At 58.6% G+C, this 19,683-nt stretch carries 20 protein-coding genes, 1 tRNA gene and 1 riboswitch; of the genes, 13 read left to right on the top strand and 8 right to left on the bottom strand.

Annotation, left to right across the window (positions count from 1 at the left end; translation table 11 throughout):
* The coding region (locus ACT67G_RS02315) for a hypothetical protein (RefSeq protein WP_443662852.1) at window positions 1-112 on the bottom strand (112 nt) is incomplete at its 3' end.
* Window positions 113-303: 191 nt separating this feature from the next.
* Here ACT67G_RS02315 and ACT67G_RS02310 point away from each other — a divergent pair.
* The 7 genes from ACT67G_RS02310 to ACT67G_RS02280 all read left to right on the top strand — a co-directional run bounded on the left by ACT67G_RS02310 (window position 304) and on the right by ACT67G_RS02280 (window position 5,632).
* A complete protein-coding gene (locus tag ACT67G_RS02310) occupies window positions 304-1,512 on the top strand; it encodes a tRNA(Met) cytidine acetate ligase (RefSeq protein ID WP_443662851.1) in 1,209 nt (402 codons plus the stop codon).
* Window positions 1,513-1,544: 32 nt separating this feature from the next.
* Entirely contained in the window at window positions 1,545-2,426 is an 882-nt protein-coding gene (locus tag ACT67G_RS02305; protein WP_443662850.1) for an RsiV family protein, read from the top strand.
* Window positions 2,427-2,535: 109 nt separating this feature from the next.
* The gene (locus ACT67G_RS02300; protein WP_325247865.1) at window positions 2,536-2,877 is read left to right on the top strand and encodes a PadR family transcriptional regulator; all 342 of its coding nucleotides are present in this window, start codon (window positions 2,536-2,538) and stop codon (window positions 2,875-2,877) included.
* A gap of 4 nt (window positions 2,878-2,881) precedes the next feature.
* Window positions 2,882-3,637, top strand: a complete 756-nt coding sequence (locus ACT67G_RS02295; protein WP_443662849.1) for a permease prefix domain 1-containing protein — start codon at window positions 2,882-2,884, stop codon at window positions 3,635-3,637.
* The gene (locus ACT67G_RS02290; protein WP_443662848.1) at window positions 3,624-4,307 is read left to right on the top strand and encodes a hypothetical protein; all 684 of its coding nucleotides are present in this window, start codon (window positions 3,624-3,626) and stop codon (window positions 4,305-4,307) included. Before ACT67G_RS02295 ends, ACT67G_RS02290 begins: the two co-directional genes overlap by 14 nt.
* Before the next feature lie 12 nt (window positions 4,308-4,319).
* Complete coding sequence (locus ACT67G_RS02285; protein ID WP_443662847.1) at window positions 4,320-5,039, top strand: permease prefix domain 1-containing protein; 720 nt, start codon at window positions 4,320-4,322, stop codon at window positions 5,037-5,039.
* Window positions 5,036-5,632, top strand: coding sequence for a hypothetical protein (locus ACT67G_RS02280; protein ID WP_443662846.1), 597 nt, complete (start codon window positions 5,036-5,038; stop codon window positions 5,630-5,632). The genes ACT67G_RS02285 and ACT67G_RS02280 overlap by 4 nt, the downstream gene beginning before the upstream one ends.
* A gap of 37 nt (window positions 5,633-5,669) precedes the next feature.
* Here the strand turns inward: ACT67G_RS02280 and ACT67G_RS02275 are convergent, their stop codons facing one another.
* From ACT67G_RS02275 to ACT67G_RS02255, 5 genes are all read right to left on the bottom strand, one after another.
* On the bottom strand, window positions 5,670-6,716 hold the full coding sequence (locus ACT67G_RS02275; RefSeq protein WP_443662845.1) for an NAD(P)H-dependent oxidoreductase: 1,047 nt from the start codon (window positions 6,714-6,716) through the stop codon (window positions 5,670-5,672).
* Window positions 6,717-6,732: 16 nt separating this feature from the next.
* Complete coding sequence (locus ACT67G_RS02270) at window positions 6,733-7,971, bottom strand: lactate dehydrogenase (protein WP_443662844.1); 1,239 nt, start codon at window positions 7,969-7,971, stop codon at window positions 6,733-6,735.
* Window positions 7,968-8,261, bottom strand: coding sequence for a hypothetical protein (locus tag ACT67G_RS02265; protein WP_443662843.1), 294 nt, complete (start codon window positions 8,259-8,261; stop codon window positions 7,968-7,970). The genes ACT67G_RS02270 and ACT67G_RS02265 overlap by 4 nt, the downstream gene beginning before the upstream one ends.
* Window positions 8,262-8,278: 17 nt before the next feature.
* Window positions 8,279-13,084 carry a cytidyltransferase-related domain protein gene (locus ACT67G_RS02260; RefSeq protein WP_443662842.1) on the bottom strand — a complete coding sequence of 1,602 codons (4,806 nt, stop codon included), beginning with the start codon at window positions 13,082-13,084 and terminating at the stop codon, window positions 8,279-8,281.
* A 191-nt stretch (window positions 13,085-13,275) separates the two neighbouring features.
* On the bottom strand, window positions 13,276-14,142 hold the full coding sequence (locus ACT67G_RS02255; RefSeq protein ID WP_443662841.1) for a hypothetical protein: 867 nt from the start codon (window positions 14,140-14,142) through the stop codon (window positions 13,276-13,278).
* Window positions 14,143-14,362: 220 nt separating this feature from the next.
* Window positions 14,363-14,456: riboswitch (SAM riboswitch) on the top strand.
* A 96-nt stretch (window positions 14,457-14,552) separates the two neighbouring features.
* Here ACT67G_RS02255 and metK point away from each other — a divergent pair.
* Both metK and ACT67G_RS02245 read left to right on the top strand, forming a co-directional pair.
* A complete protein-coding gene (gene metK, locus ACT67G_RS02250) occupies window positions 14,553-15,740 on the top strand; it encodes a methionine adenosyltransferase (RefSeq protein ID WP_443662840.1) in 1,188 nt (395 codons plus the stop codon).
* 196 nt (window positions 15,741-15,936) lie between these two features.
* Window positions 15,937-16,010: transfer RNA gene (locus tag ACT67G_RS02245), tRNA-Gln, on the top strand.
* Between the two features lie 125 nt (window positions 16,011-16,135).
* Here the strand turns inward: ACT67G_RS02245 and ACT67G_RS02240 are convergent.
* Together ACT67G_RS02240 and ACT67G_RS02235 are read right to left on the bottom strand one after the other, a co-directional pair.
* On the bottom strand, window positions 16,136-17,392 hold the full coding sequence (locus ACT67G_RS02240) for a tyrosine-type recombinase/integrase (protein WP_443662839.1): 1,257 nt from the start codon (window positions 17,390-17,392) through the stop codon (window positions 16,136-16,138).
* A gap of 101 nt (window positions 17,393-17,493) precedes the next feature.
* Window positions 17,494-18,276: a helix-turn-helix domain-containing protein gene (locus ACT67G_RS02235; RefSeq protein WP_443662838.1), complete on the bottom strand. Its 783-nt coding sequence runs from the start codon at window positions 18,274-18,276 to the stop codon at window positions 17,494-17,496.
* Between the two features lie 146 nt (window positions 18,277-18,422).
* Here ACT67G_RS02235 and ACT67G_RS02230 point away from each other — a divergent pair, with 146 nt between their 5' ends.
* The 4 genes from ACT67G_RS02230 (at window position 18,423) to ACT67G_RS02215 (ending at window position 19,447) form a co-directional block, all read left to right on the top strand.
* Window positions 18,423-18,602 carry a hypothetical protein gene (locus ACT67G_RS02230; protein WP_443662837.1) on the top strand — a complete coding sequence of 60 codons (180 nt, stop codon included), beginning with the start codon at window positions 18,423-18,425 and terminating at the stop codon, window positions 18,600-18,602.
* Window position 18,603: 1 nt separating this feature from the next.
* Entirely contained in the window at window positions 18,604-18,789 is a 186-nt protein-coding gene (locus ACT67G_RS02225; RefSeq protein ID WP_443662836.1) for a helix-turn-helix domain-containing protein, read from the top strand.
* 178 nt (window positions 18,790-18,967) lie between these two features.
* Window positions 18,968-19,177, top strand: a complete 210-nt coding sequence (locus ACT67G_RS02220; protein WP_443662835.1) for a hypothetical protein — start codon at window positions 18,968-18,970, stop codon at window positions 19,175-19,177.
* Window positions 19,178-19,447, top strand: coding sequence for a DUF6291 domain-containing protein (locus ACT67G_RS02215; protein ID WP_443662834.1), 270 nt, complete (start codon window positions 19,178-19,180; stop codon window positions 19,445-19,447). It begins immediately after the preceding gene.
* The last annotated feature ends 236 nt before the right edge of the window (window positions 19,448-19,683 follow it).

Genomic DNA, 19,683 nt, shown 5'->3' with positions numbered 1-19,683 from the left:
CGTCGATGCCGATGCGCTCGCACAGACCCTTGGCCAGCAGCACGCCGGTCTCGGGATTGAGCAGCTGGTACTTCAGGGAAGAACTGCCTGCGTTGATGACGAGAATGTTCATGGTTTCAGACTCCTCTTTCTTCTTTTGGGAAAAACCTTGCGGCGCTCCCGGTATTAAGATAAAATGTAAAGAAAACGTGTTTCCGTATGTTTACGGAAACTCACAGTTTAATTATATCAGAGATTTCCCAGGTTACAACTACCATTTTTACCGAAATGTCATTTTTTTGTCACTGCTTAGGGGTGAACTATGTGCAAACTGCAGGTATTATAATAGAGTATAACCCTATGCACAGCGGCCATCTGTATCTTTTGGAACAGGTGCGCGCCCGTCTGGGGGCGGATACCGCTGTGATCTGCGCCATGAGCGGCAACTTTGTCCAGAGGGGAGATTTTGCCCTGCTGCGCAAGCACCAGCGAGCCAGGGCCGCTGTGGAGAGCGGTGTGGATCTGGTGCTGGAGATTCCCTTGCCCTGGGCTGCCGCTCCGGCGGAGCGGTTTGCCGCCGGGGGGGTGCAGGTACTCCAGGCTACGGGCCTGGTGGATTGCCTGGCCTTTGGCAGCGAGTGCGGCGATGCTGCGGCTTTGCGGCAGGTGGCCGGGGCGCTGATGAGCCGGGAGTTTCCCGCCCTGCTGCGGCGGGAGCTGACAGCGGGGGACAGTTTTGCCGCCGCCCGGCAGCGGGCGGTATCGGCCCTGCTGGGGCCGGAAACCGGGAACCTTTTGGTTTCTCCCAACAACATTTTAGGTGTGGAATACTGTAAGGCACTACTCCGGCACAAGAGCGCCATGCACGTTTTGACGGTGTCCCGGAGGGGGGCCGCCCACGACGGTGCCCTGCATTCCGGGGAGCATCCCTCCGCCTCCGCCCTGCGGGCCCTGCTGACGGGGAAGGGACGGGCGCAGGCATTGGGCCTGCTGCCCTCCGCCATGAGACAAGCCTATTTGGAAGAGGAGGCTGCCGGGCGGGCCCCGGTGCTGGCCTCCGCCTGTGAGCGGGCAGTTCTGGCCCGGCTGCGGAGCATGACAGAGGCAGACTTTGCGGCATTGGATCCGGGGCGGGAGGGCCTTTGCAACCGCCTGTATCAAGCGGCGCGCACTGCCTCGACCCTGGAAGAACTTCTGCGCACCGCCAAGACCCGGCGCTATCCCTATGCCCGATTGCGCCGGATGGTGCTGTGGGCCTATCTGGGCCTGACACCTGCAAAGCTGCCGGAGCGGATGGCATATCTGCGGGTGCTGGCGGCCAATACCCGGGGCCGGGAGCTGCTGGGGAGAATGCGGCACACGGCGTCTCTCCCGGTGCTCACCAAGCCCGCAGATGTCCGGCGCCTTTCCACGGATGCGCAGCAGCTGCTGGAGCTGGAGGCGCGATCCACTGACCTTTATACGCTGGCATATCCGAACCTTGCGGCCGCTTCCGGCGGAGCGGAGTGGCGGGAAGGGCCGGTGATTTGCTGATTTCCCGGGAAATCCCCAAAAGGAGCGTTTTTATGGTGAATATTTTTGCACTGCTGCTGACATTGAGCATTCTGGCCGCCTGTTCCAGCGGAAGTATGACCAATGTGAAAAATGCAGCGGCGGATCCATTGCCCCCGAGGGAATCCAAAGTGGAATACCGCCTGGAGGACAGCTATGTCTCCGGCATCTATCAGGCGGAGGACGGCACAAAGCTGGCCACCTACGACTATGAACTCCCCGTTTTGCGCTGCTACCGGGAGGATGGAACGGAGGTGACGGAGGCTGCCACGCCGGAAGAGACGCACGCCATGGAAATTGCGGAGACCTTTAATAAAAAGTTTGATTCCTGGCGGGGCGAAGACGAAAATTTGATGGAGTCCGCCCAGGCAGACTATGCGTGGAAGCAGGAAGAGGGCCTTTCCTGGGTCAGTCCTTATTGGCAGGAACTGGAGTATACAGCGTACCGGACGGGATCCCTCATCAGTATCGGGGCCACCAGCGCGGCCTATTGGGGCGGCGTCCATCCCAACAGCTATCTGATGAGTTGGAATTTTGACTTGGACAGCGGGACATTTCTGACGCCGGACGCGCTGTCCGCCGACAGCAAGGCCTTTATGGAGGCCGTGCGGGATGAGATCATCCGCCAGGCTGAGGAGCGGATTGCTCCCGGGGCTGAACTGGAGGGAGCCTACTGGGACAACTATCCGGAAGTTGTGGCCTCCTGGGACGATTACGCCGTGACGTTTGGAAAAGATGGCATGAGCGTAGGGTTTTCACCCTATGAGCTGGCCTATTATGCGGCAGGATCCCAGGTCTTTCTGATCTCTTATGATACCCTGGATCCTTACTTGAGCGATTACGGCCGCCAGCTTCTGGAAATGAGCGTACCAGCAACGGAAAGTCACGAATCCTGAGGAAAAACAGACCGCTTGGACGGTCTGTTTTTTTGCCCTTGACACACCTAGAACCTCTATGTATAATGGGCATAGAGATTCTAGGTAATTTTTGCCCAGGAGGTGCCATATGCAAAAGAAGAAAGCCATTGAACATACCCAGCTGCTGGTGCTCTCGCTGCTGGCGGGAGAGGACATGTACGGCTATCAGATGATTGTGGAGCTGGCCCGGCGGTCAGACCGCACCTTCGAGATGAAGGAGGGAACCCTCTACCCGGTGCTCCATGGTCTGGAGCGGGAGGGCCTGGTGGAGGCCTATCAGCAGGAGGCCCCCACAGGGCGGATGCGGAAGTATTATCATCTCACCCGGAAGGGGGGCGCGGCCCTGAAGACGGAGGCGGAGGCCTGGAAGACCTATTCCGGAGCTGTCAACGCGGTGCTTCGTTCCAGCCCGGGGCTGAATCTGGCCTGAGCCTATGACCCGAAAGGAGTATACAGAGTCGGTGCTCTCCGCCCTGCGCCATGTGACGCAGCGGGAGCGGGAGGCCATCCGGGCGGAGATCGACGGCCATATCGAGGACCACATGGCAGACCTGCTGGAGCTGGACTATCCGCCGGAACTGGCGGAGGAGCGGACCCTCTCCGCCATGGGGGACCCGAAAGAGGTGGGCCGGGCGCTGAATAAACAGTACACCGGCTGGGGCTGGGTGATTTTAAGCCGGGTGGTCAAGGCAGTGACTGTGGTGCTGTTTGTGATTGTCCTGCTGACCATATCAGATGTGGAGATGATCTGTCGGAATATCGCAGCCCGCATGGATCCGGAACAGGCAGTCTACCGGTACACATTCGCGAACAATCACGGGGAGCATGTCTACACCAAGGACTTGGATATCCGGGCAGAGGTGGGAAATGACGTGCTGTACATCTATCGGGTGGGGGTTATGGCTTTTGAGGAGGACGGGACGGCCCGGGCCAGTGTCTGGGCCTGCAATTACGACCGACGCTGGCTGGGGGTTCCCTCTGAGAGCCTGCTCTGGGATCTGGCCTTTACCACGGAGACGGAAGAAAATGCGGAGGATTTGAGCAGGGATCGGCGGTATCGGGATTGGGTCAATATTCAGGTGACGCGGGAAGACACGTACATAGCGGTCTGTTATCAGAAGAACGGCTATGATGTGCGGGTGGAGATCCCGTTGTGCTGGGGGGAATGGGAAGCAGATGCGGCATCATAAAAAAGAATTGCCCACCCGCAGGAGAACGGCTGCGCGGTGGGGGCTGCTTCTGGCCATCCTGGTGTGTCTCACCAGTGTTTTCCGGCTCTACATATTCCTGCCCTCCCAGGCCCGGTATCTGGCGGAGGAGGCCAGCAATACCGGCCCCACAGATCTTGTCTGTCGGAAATGGTACACGGAGAGAGACGGAGAAAAGAGATTGGTCAGTATATCGCACAAGGGTGATACGGTGCTGCTTTCCGGTGCATCGTTCCATCTGCTGACAGGGTGGCGGCCAGACTTTGACTATGCCTATGACTGCCATGGAACAGCCTTGAGCGGCAGCGTGACACTGGAGGGGACAGGCTTTCTGGCCAAGGGCTTCCTGCGGGTGGGAGATCCCAATGTGGAAACGGTAGCAGTTTCCATCTGGGCACCGGGAGAGCGGCAGGAGAAGACGGAAGAGCGAACCGGTGTGGAGCTGATGGAGTTGACAACGGCACACGACACGTGGGTAACCGCCGGAAATTACCGCTATGTTTTGCTGGCAGCAGATGTGGAGGAAGCCATTGATACAAAAGGAGCCCTGTATGGCCCAATTTATCTTCATGCAACGGCCTATGACAGCAGCGGTGCCGTCACGGCAGAATATGATTCCTATGAAGAACAGGAGGCATACTGGCCTTGGTGAGAGGAGGCATCCATGACCCGAAAAGAATATACGGAGTCGTTGCTCTCTACCCTGCGCCATGTGACGCGGCGGGAGCGGGAGGCTATCCGGGCGGAGATCGACGGGCACATCGAGGACCACATGGCGGACCTGCTGGAACTGGACTACCCGCCGGAACTGGCGGAGGAGCGGACCCTTTCCGCCATGGGGGATCCCGTAGAGGTGGGCCGGGAGCTGAATGAACAGTACACCGGCTGGGGTTGGGTGATTTTAAGCCGGGTGCTGCTGGCAGCGCTTGTAGCTGTGTGCGCGGTGGTGCTGTGCTCGAACCCCTCCCTGTATGGACTGAGGCAGAATCTGGAGGCCCGCAGACCACTGGAGTGGCGGCTGGAAGAAATGGGCTCCGGCGGGCAGATCCTGGACATCCGAGTCCCTATGGGAGATGATATTTGGTACATCTACGCCGCCGAAGCAAAAAAGGATCCAAATGGGAATCCCGAGGTCTCCGTCTGGATGAGCTGGTACGACAAGAACCCTTTCCGCTCCGCTGCCGGAGGCACCGTTACGGCGGTGGATTATCGCGGGGAGGTCCAGGAGGCTTTCGGTGGCGGCGGCAGCGAAGCGGGCGGTGTCGCCGAGTATCGGTATTTCATTCCCGTGCAGGCTGGGGATCCCTATGTGACGCTGTGCTGTGAGCGGTATGGAGAGGCCTTCCAGGCGCAGGTCCCCATCCGCTGGGAGGTGGTGACATGAAAAAACGCCTTCATAACAGCCGCAGAGGCCGAGCCCTGCTGTATGCCCTGCTGCTGGTGGTGGTCATTCTGGTATCATCGACTGCAGGATTTTACCGAATTCTTCCCCAACAGGCGATTCTGGAAAGAGCAGAGGAGCAGGGCATCGAGACGCTGGAACCGGTCATGTGGATCCGGGGGGAGAATCCGATAGGGACGGGACCGGCTAGGCTTACGCTTTCCGTTGGGGAGCGGACGCTTTTCTTCTGCCCTGTGAAGTTCTACCTGTGGGGCGGATGGAGTACCGGAGCATGGGGCATTGTGGAGACCTGGGAGGGAGAAGACCCCTATTTTGGTGTTTGGCAGCACGTGAAAACGAGTGCAACCTATGTGTTCGGCCAGGTGGATGACCCTGCGGTGAAAACGCTGACCATTCACGCCCGGGCAGACAATGGGACGACCTGGAGCCAGGAGGTTGCGCCGGATTGGCAGGAGAAAGACGGAGAGCGTTACTTTATCACGGAATTGAAAAATGCGCCTCTGGATTGGGCGTATTCCGTCACTGCAGGGGACGGGAATACCGTGGAGATTGAAGATGTATTTTGCTGGTGGTAAAAACAAGGACGCACGGCTACCCGTGCGTCCTCTTTCCTTATGCGCTAAGCTGCTGCCAGATATTTTCCGCAAATCGCGCTACCCGTTCCTCAATCCCCGGCAGCCGCTCCGCCTCACCCTTGTCGTTGGCGGTTTCCAGCAGGCAGAACTGCGGCGGCAGCCAGAAGCCCTTGTTCATGTTCAGGGCGGAGACGATCTGGGAAGCCACGATGTCTCCCCCGGAGTAGCCGGAGACTACCAGGGCGAACACCGCCTTTTGGGCAAAGGAGGTGGTGCGGTAGAGGGCCGTCAGGCGGTTGACGGCGGCGGTGAGGTTGGCGGAGAGGGCATCGTTGTAGTTGGGACAAAGCAGCACCACGGCATCGGCGTCCCGGATGGCAGGGTATACCTTCTGCACCATGACGCCTCCGTAAAAGCAGCTGCCCCGCTCGCCGAAGTGGAGGCAGGTGGTGTAGGGGCACCCGGCACAGTCCTCCAGAGTGCCGTTGCGCAGGCCGATCTCCGTGATGTCGCAGCGGCCCTCCAAAATCGCCCGGGCCCGGCTCCACAGGGCCAGGGTGTTGGAAGTGGCCCGGCTGGAGGCGTGGAGCACCAGGAGCCTGGGCCGGTTCCGCCGGGGCGGGGCAAAGGAGAGTACTCGCACAGTCAGATCTGACGCCGCCAGATGATAGGCTTCCAGCAGACCGCAGCCGGCGTTTTTGGCTTGGACGGTAAAGTTGCGCAGCCCTCCCACCCCCTCCACTAGGGGCCGTCCCGGAAAGGTGCACCCAGCCAGGGAGGCGGAGAGCACCAGTTCCCGGGCAACGGATTTGGTGTACAGGTCTCCCGGCCCATCCACCAAAATGCCGCCCACACTGCCGGCCAGACAGCCCGGATGGGCCCTGAGGAAGGCCAGCAGCTGATAAAAGGCGGAATTCACGCCGCTATCAGGCAGGGGCACAGCAAAGAGAAGCCGCCGTCCCTGCATAGGATCCGTCAGCCAGGAGATGCACTGGTGGGCCCGGCCCCGCACCGCGGCGGAGAGGGCATCATCAAACCGAGACTCTCCCTGGCCCAGGACGATGACGGTCAAATCATCTCCCATTCCAGCGCCTCCTTTCCTACTGAATGCTTTGCAGCAGTGTTTCCGTCTCCCGCAGGCGGGCAAACAGGGTGTCCGGCAGCTCCAAGGCTTCCACTTCCAGTCCGGTGGGTGTAAAGCGGTTGCGCACGCCGAACCATATGCCGCCTAGGCACACGGAGCCGCAGTGCCACTGTCCCCGCAGGGTCAGCAGCAGCTGCATGGCTCCGGAGGATACCGCCGGAGCCACGTAGGGCTTGAAGCCCAGCTCCCGGATGCGCAGATTGGCGGAGAGCACCTGCTCCGTCAACTCCCGGGAGAGGGCGTCATCATAGTGCTCCACAGAGTTGGCAATGACCAGCCCCTTGCCATGAGGGCCGAAGCTGCGCCCCTCCGTAAGGAATGAGGCAAAGCGGGGATCCTCCCTGGCAAAATACGCCGCCCGGGCGTTCATGACTCCCAGGCCGAAGCCCTGGATCTGCTCCGGCAGGAGTCCCAGGCCGTCCCAGTGGCCGTCGGGCCCTGCGTTGGAAGCCTGGTAGGCTGCCCGGCACAGGGGATCCACCGGATCCGAGAGGACGATGAAGAGGCCGGAAAAGCCCACCTCCCGGGCCTGTCGGGCAAAGGAGGCTACCAGAGGACGGTTGGCTTCGTACTGGGCCATGCGCACATCCGTGACCCCGCTGCCCACCGCCGGAATGGACTTGGTGGCGGCGAAAATAAAGACATCGCAGTCAAAGAGGCGTTCCGAAGAGACGGCTTCTACCTCCGGCAGGACGTCATAGTCCCAGGGCCAGGAGATCTGCCCCATTTCTGCTCGCCAGCGCGCCACAGTCTTTTCATTGAGATCGCAGATGCCGATGGAGGAGATACAGTCCCCGCCCAGCAGCTTCAAGGCTGTCAGCAGCGTGCCCCCTACGTCTCCCACTGCCAGCAGATGTACCCGTTTTTTCCCCGGCCGGGGCCGGGTGAAATTCAAGGCCTCCCGCCAGCGGGGGTGGCGGAGATTCACCGCCTGAAGCGTCCCCGCGTCCAGAGCCTGGATGGCTGTATGGGGGAGATCCTGCTCCGGGACATCTATTCGCCGGGGATCCAGCCAGGAGACGTCGCTGCTGAAGATGCTCAGCTGCCGGGGATGGGTGGGACGGCAGGAGGCCCAGGTGTTCTCCGGAGGCCGCTCCGTGAGATACAGCTCCGGTATACCCGGCTCCGCAGCCGGAAGCGGCAGGTCCGGAAAGGGCGAGATGGCCCGCTGTCCGTGAAAATCATAGTAATTCAAAACTTCTTTCCCTTCTTTCTCAGAAGCCTTGCCAGAATGCTGCCCCCGCCGTATCCCGCCAGGGCAAGTACGGCCAGAATGGCGAACCACCCGGCCACAAATGCGTTCCAGCCAATGAAGAAGCCCGGGTCAGACAAGTAAGCCGCTCCCGTCAGGATGAGAAGCCCCACTGGATAGACCAGCAGCAAAAACCGGAGGGAGGCAGCTTTCCCAGGAAGCCAGGCTGCCGCAGCCCGCAGCAAAAGCGGCGGGAAAAAAGCCGCGAGACAATAAAAAATCAATTCTTTCACGGGAAAACGCCCCTCTCTTATTCCAGCAGATCCCGCATTCTGAGGAGCATCTGCAGATCGTTTTCCAGACACGCGGAGGCGGAGAGGTTGGGATCGTAACGCAGGCAGCTGCCCTTGTCCGGGGAAAGGGGCAGAATTACCGCCTCACTGAGACGGGAGAGCGTGAGATTGCGGGCGTAGCGCTCTCGATAGGAGCCCTCCAGGGCCAGCAGGATGTCCCGGGCGTTTTCCAGGCATGCCCTGGAGAAGCGGAACACCGCCTCCCGGTCGCACTCCTTGTAAAAGCGTGGAAACGCGTAGGGCAGGATCAGGTTCACAGAGGGGGTCAGGCCCGGGACGGAGGCCTCCGCGCCGCTGACGGTGTCGCCGCCGATGAAGGGGTACATGGTGGATTCCACAAACCAGGCCCGCATGTTGGGGACGAAATAGACGCTGTCCACTGCACGGCCCTTGGCAGCCATCAGATCCCGTCCCCGACCGGAGAGCAGACCCACCAGCACTTGGTCGATCTCCACCCCCTCCTCCCGGAACAGGGGATCCAGGGCGTTGACCCGGTTGCCGGAGTGGAGCAGGTCGTCCACCAGGATCACCGGGCGGCGGAAGGACTTGACGGTGCGGATCTGGCTGCGCAGCGGCGCGTAGCCCGGGAAGGGCTGGATGGTAAAGGAGCGCAGATCCGGGGCAAAGACCTTGTCGGTGTGGATGGTCTTGGTAACGGTGTTGGGAATGGCATTGCCCCGGAGGATTTTGCCGAAGGGAACGCACATTTTGGGGCCCAGTACCCGGGGGACCGTGGGCTCGGCGGGCACGCCCCCGGCTTCCACGATCTTGCGTACCAAGCGGTGGTAGATGACTTCCGCGTTCAGCGAGAGCACCAGGGTGCCGGGGTAGAGCCCTGCCACCGCCTCCTGAAAGCGCAGATGCGCCTGTTGGGCGGCGGAGAGAACCTGGCGGTCGTCGGAGAAGGGCTGCTTGAGCGTCGTGGGGATATTCTGCACCAGTACCGCCGGGGAACGCATATCCACCAGCAGCAGCGGAGCGGAAGAGCCAACCAGAGTGGGGAGGAAGCCGTGGCGCAGAAGCAGGGACTCCAGCTCCCCGGTGAGGGGACTGCCGGAATACCAGACGGCATAGCCGCAGTCCTCCGCCATGGCCCGGGACAGCGCCTCCGTCAGCAGCAGCTGGCCAACGTCGTAATTGCCGGTGGGGGTGTGGAAGACTTGCAGCCCGGTCAGCAGCAGGATGCGTCCGGCGGTGTGCTGGCGGACGTAGTTGGCGGAAGCCTGGCTGCCCAGGGCCTCATAGAGCCCCCCAGAGTTGATGGTGCGCAGCGTCAGGCAGCCCAGCACTCTGGGATGGGGCCCTGCCTCCCGCAGCACCATCACGCCGTCCCGCAGATCCGAACGGATCTCGGGGTGCTGGGCCGCCAGCTGCGAGAGCAGCTGCGGATCCGGTGTGCTCTCCCAGAGAAACTCCAGATAGCTGGCCCGCACCAGCTGCTTGTACTGGGGTTCCCGCAGGTACAGGCTGTTGCGGTAGATGAAGTCCTGAACCACCGGGTCGATGAGGTTGGAAATATCCCGGCCCAGGTCGATGTTTTCCCGGATACGGGTGGAGCTGATATCCTCCAGATGGGTGGGCAGGGTCAACTCGATGACCTGCCCGGTGATGCAGCTTAAGTCCGCATCAATCTCGTGGCCCTCTGCGTCGCTGGAACGGCGGAAGACGATGTGCCCCAGGGAGTGGACGGAGCCGGGAGACGGGGGCGCCTTGTAGGACGAGGCGTTGGCAACCACATCGGATCCCACAGTGAGGTAAATTTTTCGGCCGGAGAAGACCTGCCGCAGGCGGCTGAGGTCTCCCGGATTGGCCAGATTCACCGGAATGTCATGGGGGAAAAGGTACACGTCGAACTCATCCGCCACGGACATGCTGACGATCTGGCGGCGCATCAGGGAGGGCTGGGCCTTTTTCGACCAGGAGAATTCATCCACGGCCAGATAGACCTCCATCCCCAGATTCCGGATCTCCTGTACGATGCCCTTGTGGCTCAGGGAGAAGGGATCGAAGGTACCGGGGAAGAACGCCACCTGGTCGGGCGTTTCAAACTGGAAGGGGCCGGACTCGATACGGTGGGCGATGATGAAACGGTAGATGTGGGAGAGGGCGGCGGCGGTATAGAAGAAGGTCAGTTCCCGCTCCGGCTGCTCGCCGATGAGGAAGAGGATCTTTTTGGCGGTGAGGGTAAAGAGATCCGTCTTATCCTGGAAGGAGAGGACGGAGGAGGCGAACAGCCCCTCACCCAGGATCCGCAGGGCCTCCTGCCGCACGGACTCCCGGAAGGAGGCAAGGCCCTTGAGCAGCAGCCCCGCCATCCGGCGCCGGCGTTTTTCCAGCACCGCGGCACTTTCCCCGAACCGCTGGCGGTAGACAGCGTAGTGTTCCAGCATGGAACCCACGGTGGCCAGTGCGGCGTTCACCACCCCGCTGTTGGCGGAGGAGAGGAGAGAGAGCATCTGGTCCAGCACCTCGTCCAGCTCCCGGGGAGTCAGCCACAGGGCGAATTGTCCCAGGTACAGCGGGATGTACTGGGAGATCTCCGCCTGGCCGGTCTCCAGCGCCTTGGAGAGCTCCACGGCGATCTCGTTGCGGTGATCCGGGGTGAGCATGGGGGCCAGGGACAGCAGGGCCGCGCCTGCCATACGCCGCACCACCACGTTTTCACTGACCTTCATGAGGTTTGAAAAGTGGGTGGCAATGTGGAGTACATTGGCGTGGTCGCTGTGTGCTACCAGCTCCTGCAGATACTCCACGCCGATGGCCTTGAGGATCCAGGGCGTGGCGGTTTTCAGATTGTCCAGGAACACGGTGCTGACGGCGCCAGGTTGATCCAGCAGTCCCTGTTGGCTGGACATGTCCAGATAGAGATATTTTCCCAGCCGCACCTGCAAAAATACCAGGGGGATGCTCTCAGAGCAGTCTGCCGCCGCCACGGCGTCGGCAATGTCCTGAAATTCCTGCCCGTCCGGGGACAGGACGGTGAGCAGATGGCGGAACAGGCGCAGGGCAGCAGCCTTCTGAGGGGCATCTCCGTGGAGCAGCCACCAGATGGAAAAGTCCACCAGCAGCCGCCGCTCGGATCCGGTGATCCGGTTCAAAGGCAGATTCAAAACCGCGTCCAGCAGGGCAAAGGCAGCGTCCGGCTCCACCTGGGCGGGGGTGCGGTAGTGGAGGAAGAGCTGCTTTGCAAACCGGGAGGCGTCCGCGTCGGAGCAGGCTTCCAGCAGGGCGTCCGCCACCGTCTTGGCCTGGTAGCGGATCATACTGGTCTGACGGATGGTCAGGCGGCGGTCAGGATGGATCATCCGGCTGAGGTATTCCTCCCACAGCTGGAAGGGCCGCGCCTCCTGAGGATCCGGCGCAGTGCCGGAGGGCAGCTCCTTCTTGTAGCCGGACTGGAAGCCCGCCAGGATCCGGCCGATCAGTGCCGCTGCCTGGCGGCGGATGTCGCCGTCGGGAGTCAGCAGCAGCTCATAGAGAAAGTCCAGAGTCTGCTCTTTCTGAGTGGCGCTGAGGTAGGTGAAATACTCTTCAAAGATGGAGACATAGGCTCGCAGGCGGGCGGGGTTCTTCTCCCCTCGGGCAGCCTCCAGGGTCTGGGCAAAGAGCTGCTCATGGCCCAGACGGTGCATCAGGCGGATATTGTGATCCACGGCGGTGCGCCGCAGGGCACAGACCACCTCGTCCGGCGTCATCAGGGCGGCATCCTTTCGGAGCGGCGGGATCAGACGCTGGGCCGAGAGGGTGGTGTCCACCCCGAAGGAGACCATGTAGTCCTCAAAATCCCGCAGCTTGGCATAGACATACTGATAGCGGCGGTGCTTGGCGCTGTCCACGTTGTCCAGCTTGCTGAGGATCACATCAAAGGCATCCTGCAGGGTAAAGAGCTGCGCGGTCTCACTGCCGTCGCCATTGCGGGTCTGCTTGACCCGGAAGTCGGCGTATACCAGTACCAGGGATTCCGAGGAGAGGTTTTCGATCTCCAGGTCCCAGACGGAATGGTTGGCGGCGATATGGCCCAGAATGTTCAGCTGGCGCTGGGTGAACCACTGGTCGGTGTAGTAGTAGTGGAGGTAGGGGACCCGCTCGCCGGGCTTGCAGCCGAATTTTCCCAGGTCATGCCCAGCAGCGGCGGCGGAGACCAGAGCCAGGTCGATGAGCCCTCCACCGGCGGAGAAGGCCCGGGAGACCGTCATGGCCACATGATGGACGCCGGCAATGTGCTCCAGGGTGTGGAAAGGCGTTACCTCCCGGCCCAGGCGCAGCATTTCATAGATGTACTCCTCCTGCCAGCGGTACAGGAACTGGCGGTAGGGCTCCGCCACAGCGCTGGCGGAGAGTTCTTCCCGGGAGCAGAAGGCAAAGTCCAGCCAGGGGTCAAAGGGAAGGGCCTGCCGCTCTGCCGTAAAGACCGCCTGCAGAAACTGCAAAAAGCAAAAGGCACCGTCCCACTGGGCGGAGGTGTGGGTGCGGTCTGCTTCCGGATAGAGCATGCACCGGGCCACCTGGTAGGTGTAAGGCAGCCAGCCCTCAGCCGGCTCCAGGGCGATGGTGTCCAGCAGGGGACGGAAGGCATCCAGGGCCCGGGCACAGGAGATCCGGCCGGTAATGGGCTCCAGGGAGGCGGTGAGCTGTGTCCAGGGGACGCTGCCCAAAAGCCGCCCGGAGGCCTCCCGGCGGATACCCAGCTTTTTCAGGAATGATTCCTTCAGCAGCAGTTCTCTGGCCAGATCGGACAGCGGTGTTATGCGTTGCGCTTCCATGGGGGCCTCCGTTTCTCCGCCGGGGCGGTGGTGTTTTTTCCAGTATACCGCACCGGAAATGGAGAGAAAAGGGCGTTATCAAGGAAAAATACCCTGTGGGCTATTGCTTTGTAGGATCCCACAGGATCCAACTGAAATTTTGGGGAAAAACACAAGCCGCGGGCGCCTGGATTCAGGCGCCCGCGGTCAGGTCATTCGGTAAAGTGGGTGTGGTTGAAGATGTGATCCTGGCAGAAACAGTGGTATCCGGCACAGCGGGAGCAGTAGCGGAACTGCAGGTCCGGATACTCCGTATCCGTCCGGCCGCAGATCTCACAGCGGTGGCGGTAGCCCTGTTCCTTGGCTTTCTTTTGCTGCTGCTTGACGGCGGATTTAAAGTGGATGGTCTGTTTGGAGTTCTGGCGGCGGACTGCAAAGCCGAATTCCGCCAGGAGGTCCGCAATGCGGTCCCAGAAGAACACAGCGTAGACGAACCACAGTCCCACCAGAGGCGGCAGGGTCATAGCCATCATGGCAAGCCCCATCCGGGACAGGTCGTAGACGGTGAGGATCACGTACAAAGCGGCCAGCCACTTGGCCTTGATGGGCAAAATCAGATAGAAGCGGATCAGTGCGTCGGGGTACAGCGTAGCAAAGGCCAGAAACAGTACCCGGTTGAGATCGTAGCTGGAAACAATGGAAAACGGAACGAACAGGCAGGAGAGCATGGCTAGAGCCACCATGAAGACCGCCCCGGAGAGGTAGAACAACGTGAATTTGGCCGGGCCCCAGTAGCTCTCCACCGCTGTGCCGATGAAATAGTAGAAGGACAGGCTGATGACCACCCAGAAGACGGAGGTGTTGCTGGGGGTAAACAGCCAGGTGACCAGCCGCCACAACTCGCCCTGGAGAATGAGGTTCGCGTCAAAATACAGCATGTTGGTGGCGGCGCCGCTGGAGAACAGATCCAGAATGAATACGGCGCCCATGATGAAGACCACATAGCACATCAGGTTAGGGATCCCAAAGCGGGGATGGTACAGACAGAAGCGGTCAATGGCGTCACAGAGCTTCCTCAAAATCAAAACCTCCAGTTGGCGGAATTCAAAAATTAAAGATATTATATCCGCTCTGGCAGAAAAAGTCATGTATAATTTTTGAACAACCATGAGATTTGGGGGCAATCAGGGCAGTTCCTCAGCAGAAATTTGAAAGAAAATTTCGGAAATGGGAGGAAATACGCCATTCATACCTTGACAATCCGCCAAAACCTGCTATGATTTGATATGAAAATTGAATCCCTTATCAAGAGTGGCGGAGGGAACGGCCCGATGAAACCACGGCAACCTGTCTTTTCAAGGTGCCAAATCCGGCGGATACCGACAGATGAGGAGCGAAAAAGTGACCTTTTGCGCGTTTCGTCGTCGAAACGCGCATGTTTTTTGTCTTCGTCACTTGGCAAGGGAACAAACAAAAGGAGACGAATTCTATGGCAAGACACTACCTGTTTACCTCGGAATCTGTGACAGAAGGACATCCCGACAAGGTCTGCGATCAGATTTCCGACGCCGTCCTGGATGCCATCCTGGCCCAGGATCCCATGGGCCGCGTGGCCTGCGAGACCACAGCCTGCACCGGCCTCATCCATGTGATGGGCGAGATCACCACCACCTGCTATGTGGATATCGCCAAGATCGCCCGGGAAGTGGTGCGGGAGATCGGCTATGACCGTGGCAAGTACGGCTTTGACTGCGATACCTGCGGCGTCATCACCTCCATCGACGAACAGTCCCCGGACATCGCCCTGGGCGTGGACAAATCTCTGGAGAGCAAGTCCGGCGCAGACAGCGAGCTGTCCAACGGCGCGGGAGACCAGGGCATGATGTTCGGTTACGCCTGCGACGAGACGCCGGAGCTGATGCCCCTGCCGCTGTCCCTGGCCCAGAAGCTGTGCCTGCGCATGGCGGAGGTTCGCAAGAGCGGCCTGCTGCCCTACATGCGTCCCGACGGCAAGAGCCAAGTCACCGTGGAGTATGACGAGAACAACCGCCCCGTCCGGGTGGATACCGTGGTCATCTCCACCCAGCACAACCCTGATGTCGCCCTGGAGCAGATTCGCAAGGATATGATCGAGCAGGTGGCTAAGGTAGTCATCCCCGCCAATATGCTGGATGAGAATACCAAGTATTACGTGAACCCCACCGGCCGCTTCGTCAAGGGCGGCCCCGCCGCGGACTCCGGCCTCACCGGCCGCAAGATCATCGTGGATACTTACGGCGGCAGCGCCCCCCACGGCGGCGGCTGCTTCTCCGGCAAGGATCCCACCAAGGTGGACCGCAGCGCGGCTTATGCCGCCCGGTGGGTGGCCAAGAACATCGTGGCTGCCGGGCTTGCCCGCCGCTGCCAGGTGGAACTGGCCTACGCCATCGGTGTTGCCCAGCCTGTGAGCATCCTGGTGGACACTTTCGGTACCGGCACGGTGTCTGATGACCGGCTGGAGGCTGCCGTCCGCAAGGTGTTCGATCTGCGGCCCACCGCCATCATTCGGGACCTGGATCTGCGTAAGCCCATTTACCGCAAGCTGGCGGCGTATGGACACATGGGCCGGGAAGATCTGGGGGTTTCCTGGGAGAAGACCGACCGCGTGGAGCAGCTGAAAGCTGCCCTGGAGGCATAAAAAATCTGGCTGATGGGAGGCCGCTGCTGTCAGCAGCGGCCTCTTTTGTAAAGAAATGTGATGGAAAAACCTTTTAATTGCTTAGAAGGCGGAAAATTGCGCCTGAAAAATCGCAGAAATAATTTTGAAGAAATTGCTTGACAAACCGGGAAATATCTGTATAATAATATCTGTTCGCTGCGGGCGAACGCACTATAGCGGGTTTGTGTAAGGGTAGCACAGCAGACTCTGACTCTGTATGTGAGGGTTCGAATCCTTCACCCGCTGCCATAAGATTGCCCCGGAATCATTTCGATTCCGGGGCTTTTCTTTTATATTTGCATTAAAATGACTGCAAAAAGTTCCGGGACGCTCCCTGCTCCCGGTCAAATACCCCTAAGTTTACCCCTTACGGCTCAAAGTGACTTTATATAAGCCTCCATGCGGGCGGCGCTGTCATCCTTCATTTTCTCCGACACATGACCGTAGACATCCAGCGTAAAGGCGGCGGTGGCATGGCCCAAGTTGCCCTGTACGGTCTTAATGTCGTCCCCGTTCTGGAGGGACAGCACGGCAAACGTGTGGCGAAGATCGTGGACACTGCAAGCAGGGACACCGATTGCAGACACGATTTTCTTGAAGTGATAGCGGATCGACGTCTGGGAAATGCTTTTCCCTTCCGCTGTGGTAAATACGAGGCCGGTCTTTCGTTCTTCCGCTGTCTGCCACCCCTGCCACAGATCCCCGGCTTTCAGGCGTTGCGTGGCCTGTTCCTGGTATTGCCTGCGAAGCAGGCCCATCACAAACGGAGCGGGCTTCAATATCCGGGACTTGCCGTTTTTAGTGGGGGCCAGTGTGGCACCGCCGTCAGCGAGCCGCCGCTTTTGAAGCTGCTTTGATACTTTGAGAGTACCGGCCTTAAAATCAACGCTGTCCCATGTAAGGCCCAGGGCTTCTGATTCCCGCAGACCCGTAAACAGGATGACCTTCAAAATGATCTCAAAATCATCTTTGGACGATTCCTGGAGGAAGTTCTTTACCTGTTCGTCCGTCAAGGGAGCGAGTTCTTTCTTCTCCACCCGTGGGAGAGTGACGCGATCAGCGGGATTTATCCGCAGATAGCCAATATCAACAGCGGTTGACAATGCCTTTGTCAGTGTTCCGTGAATGTTCCGCACGGTTTTAGCAGACATGGGGGCAGCTTCATAGACAGGTTTCCCGTCCTTCTTGATGATCTTCCCGTCCTTGTCCCTCTGCGGTACTTTGCAGCCGCTTGCGAGCAGGGTGTTGTAAAACTTCTGGATCAGATGGGGGGCGAGCTGGGACAGCTTCACGGCCCCCAGAGCGGGCTTTATGTGCGTTTCGATGTTGGCCTTGTATGTCTTTTTCGTTGAATACCGCTTGTCTCCCATGTATTCTTCCGCCCAGACATCCAGCCATTGCGCTAGCGTCATCTTTGACGGCTCGAAGTAATCGCTGTTATCCACGGCGGCCACGGCCTGGGCCAACTTCTGGCGGACCTCCTTCTGCGTTTTGCCGTAGACGGATTTTCGAATGGGTTTCCCGGTTCCCGGATCGTGCCCGACGGTGAAGCGGGCCTCCCAGGTGCCGTCCGAACGCTGCCGGATGCTTCCGGCCCCGGCGGCAGCTCTGGTGTTTGATTTTCGCGGCATTGCAATTCCTCCCATGATTTGATAATATGGAGGGGCAGTAGGCGCACAAAGTTTACTGCCCCTATGACCGTCCCTGGTGTTCGCAGCACCGGGGGCGTTTTTTATTCTTTGTCAGTTATTAAAAGTTTCGTGTGACGAACAGGATTCTTTCCCAAAATGGCTTTCCGGACTTCATCCACGTTTAACATCCCAGTAGCAATACCATCAGATATCTCATCAACAAATCGATCGCCCAAAGGTTTATCTTTACCTAGTTCAAATTCGAAATGAATTTTTTCAATAATCATTTCTAGGAATGACTTTGCTTCGTTTATGTAATGGGATCGGACCTCACTTCCAAAACTCACAAAGAAATCGTCAAAGAATTCTTTTTTGAGATCATCCTCAATCTCTATAAGAAATTTTTCTATTTTTTTTAACTGATCGGCTGGCAGAGCACTTATATAATCAGTACTGCCCTTTCCCACTGATGCCGCCACAGCGTTGATAAGATCTGAAAACCATTCATTTTCCAGCATTTTATTTAGTATTTCTGAAATCGGAAGAGAAAAATCGGATCGCCCGGTAGATTTAGATATCGTTTGAATGTTTGAAATTGCTTTTTCAGACAGATTCAAAAACTCGCAAACCTGTCTTGTATTACTGTCAGGTGTCTTTGTCGCAGTCAATCCTATCAGGTAGTCACAAGAAACACCACACTTCTCAGCAATGCAACGGAGCATATACGCATCAGGTATTCTATCGCCATTGCAATAAAAACCAACAGTTTGTCGGGATATTCCTAAAAAATCAGCAAATTCTGTATTCGAACGGTCTCCTTGAAGTTCCCTAAACCGCTCCGTAAAAATTGGCAAGCGGTTATTTTTGGTGGTGCTTTGCTTCATTTATTAACACAACCTTCCGCATAAGCTGCAATAATGTACGCACTTGTTGAAACTTTTGTTCGATTATTGATTACGCTCTTGTTGTATGCTACAATCAGTATAGCAGAATACAAATGAAGCGTCAACAACAAATTGGAGGTGGATCTATGAGCAATCAGGATATCAGACGCACAGCGGCAGGGGCTGGAGTAAGACTTTGGCAGATTGCGGAGGAACTGGGGATTGCAGATTGCAGCCTTTCCCGCAAGCTACGCAAAGAACTGCCGCAGGAAGAAAAAGCACAGATTTTCGCAATTATCAAGCGGCTTTCAAAGGAGGTTGGCTAATATGGAAAAATTGGCGTTTACCATTTCAGAGGCCGCTAAAGCCGCCGGTGTTTCCCGGCCAACAGTTTACAGATGGACCCGTATTCCAGACTTCCCTGTGGCCCGGATCGGGGGATGTACCCGCATTCCGGTGGAGGCTTTCAAGTTGTGGCTCAATCAGCAGGCGGGGGTGAGTGAGAGTGCATAACAGTAAAAAAACCCGCCCCGCTGGTAGCACAGCGGAGCAGGCAAAGCAGGGAAACCACTGGGCAAGCGGAAATCCCTGCAATCAGTATAACCCGCACGGCGGCTGCCGTCAATTCGAGATCGCGGAACTTTTGGGCCACGGCCCGGAGAACGGCCTCCGGCTTTCGGAGTTAGTCAGCTTGACCGGACGGAAAGGGCGAGAGGTGCGGCGGGCCATCCAGGCCGAACGGCTGCGGGGCGTCCCCATTTTGAGCGACAACACAAACGGCTATTTCCTGCCGGGAACGGAATCCGACCGCGCCGCCTGTGTTCGGTCCCTGCGAGGCAGGGCACGGGAGATCCTGGACGTGGCAAACGCAATCGAGGCGGCGAAGATGGAGGCGGGTTAATTGGCAAAAGAGAAGCGGGCAACGTGGTGGAAAATGTTCTACCACCAGAGGGCGGCAATCGAGAGCGTGTCGGACGAAGATGCAGGGAAGGGGCTAAAGGCGGCTTTCCGGTATTTTGACGGAGAGCCGATTTCAACAGAAGAACTTACACAAGCAGCTTTCCTTGTATTTTGTGTAATGCGTCCATACATTGACGAAAGCAAGCAGGATTATGCTGCCGCAGTTGAGAGCGGGAAGAGAGGCGGGGACAAGCGGTGGGGGAACGCATAGGGACCCTATACCCCCCCCCCTATACCCCCCTTTAGGGTAGTCTAGGGTAGTCTAGAGAAGCAGAAGCAGATGCAGACAAAGAAACAGATAAATAAAATGGCGGCGGCGCTTTTGCGCGCTCGCGCCATTATAAAATGGCCTGACGGCACAAATGCAAACATTTGCCGCCATTTGACAGCAAAATAAGCAAGTCCTTTTGACAGATAGCGAGGTGAGAATACGCTTTTTGATTTTGA

Origin of the sequence: Dysosmobacter sp., from assembly GCF_052306735.1 — a bacterium.
GTDB lineage: Bacteria > Bacillota > Clostridia > Oscillospirales > Oscillospiraceae > Oscillibacter.
Note: the sequence above shows the minus strand (reverse complement) of the source record. Positions and strands in the feature narration are given on the sequence as shown.

Excerpts from the sequence above, each read along its gene's own strand:
- ACT67G_RS02305 (WP_443662850.1), top strand. The coding sequence starts at position 1,545 with ATGGTGAATATTTTTGCACTGCTGCTGACATTGAGCATTCTGGCCGCC.
- ACT67G_RS02300 (WP_325247865.1), top strand. The coding sequence starts at position 2,536 with ATGCAAAAGAAGAAAGCCATTGAACATACCCAGCTGCTGGTGCTCTCG.
- ACT67G_RS02295 (WP_443662849.1), top strand. The coding sequence starts at position 2,882 with ATGACCCGAAAGGAGTATACAGAGTCGGTGCTCTCCGCCCTGCGCCAT.
- ACT67G_RS02290 (WP_443662848.1), top strand. The coding sequence starts at position 3,624 with ATGCGGCATCATAAAAAAGAATTGCCCACCCGCAGGAGAACGGCTGCG.
- ACT67G_RS02285 (WP_443662847.1), top strand. The coding sequence starts at position 4,320 with ATGACCCGAAAAGAATATACGGAGTCGTTGCTCTCTACCCTGCGCCAT.
- ACT67G_RS02280 (WP_443662846.1), top strand. The coding sequence starts at position 5,036 with ATGAAAAAACGCCTTCATAACAGCCGCAGAGGCCGAGCCCTGCTGTAT.
- ACT67G_RS02275 (WP_443662845.1), bottom strand. The coding sequence starts at position 6,716 with ATGGGAGATGATTTGACCGTCATCGTCCTGGGCCAGGGAGAGTCTCGG.
- ACT67G_RS02260 (WP_443662842.1), bottom strand. The coding sequence starts at position 13,084 with ATGGAAGCGCAACGCATAACACCGCTGTCCGATCTGGCCAGAGAACTG.
- metK (WP_443662840.1), top strand. The coding sequence starts at position 14,553 with ATGGCAAGACACTACCTGTTTACCTCGGAATCTGTGACAGAAGGACAT.
- ACT67G_RS02240 (WP_443662839.1), bottom strand. The coding sequence starts at position 17,392 with ATGCCGCGAAAATCAAACACCAGAGCTGCCGCCGGGGCCGGAAGCATC.
- ACT67G_RS02235 (WP_443662838.1), bottom strand. The coding sequence starts at position 18,276 with ATGAAGCAAAGCACCACCAAAAATAACCGCTTGCCAATTTTTACGGAG.
- ACT67G_RS02230 (WP_443662837.1), top strand. The coding sequence starts at position 18,423 with ATGAGCAATCAGGATATCAGACGCACAGCGGCAGGGGCTGGAGTAAGA.
- ACT67G_RS02225 (WP_443662836.1), top strand. The coding sequence starts at position 18,604 with ATGGAAAAATTGGCGTTTACCATTTCAGAGGCCGCTAAAGCCGCCGGT.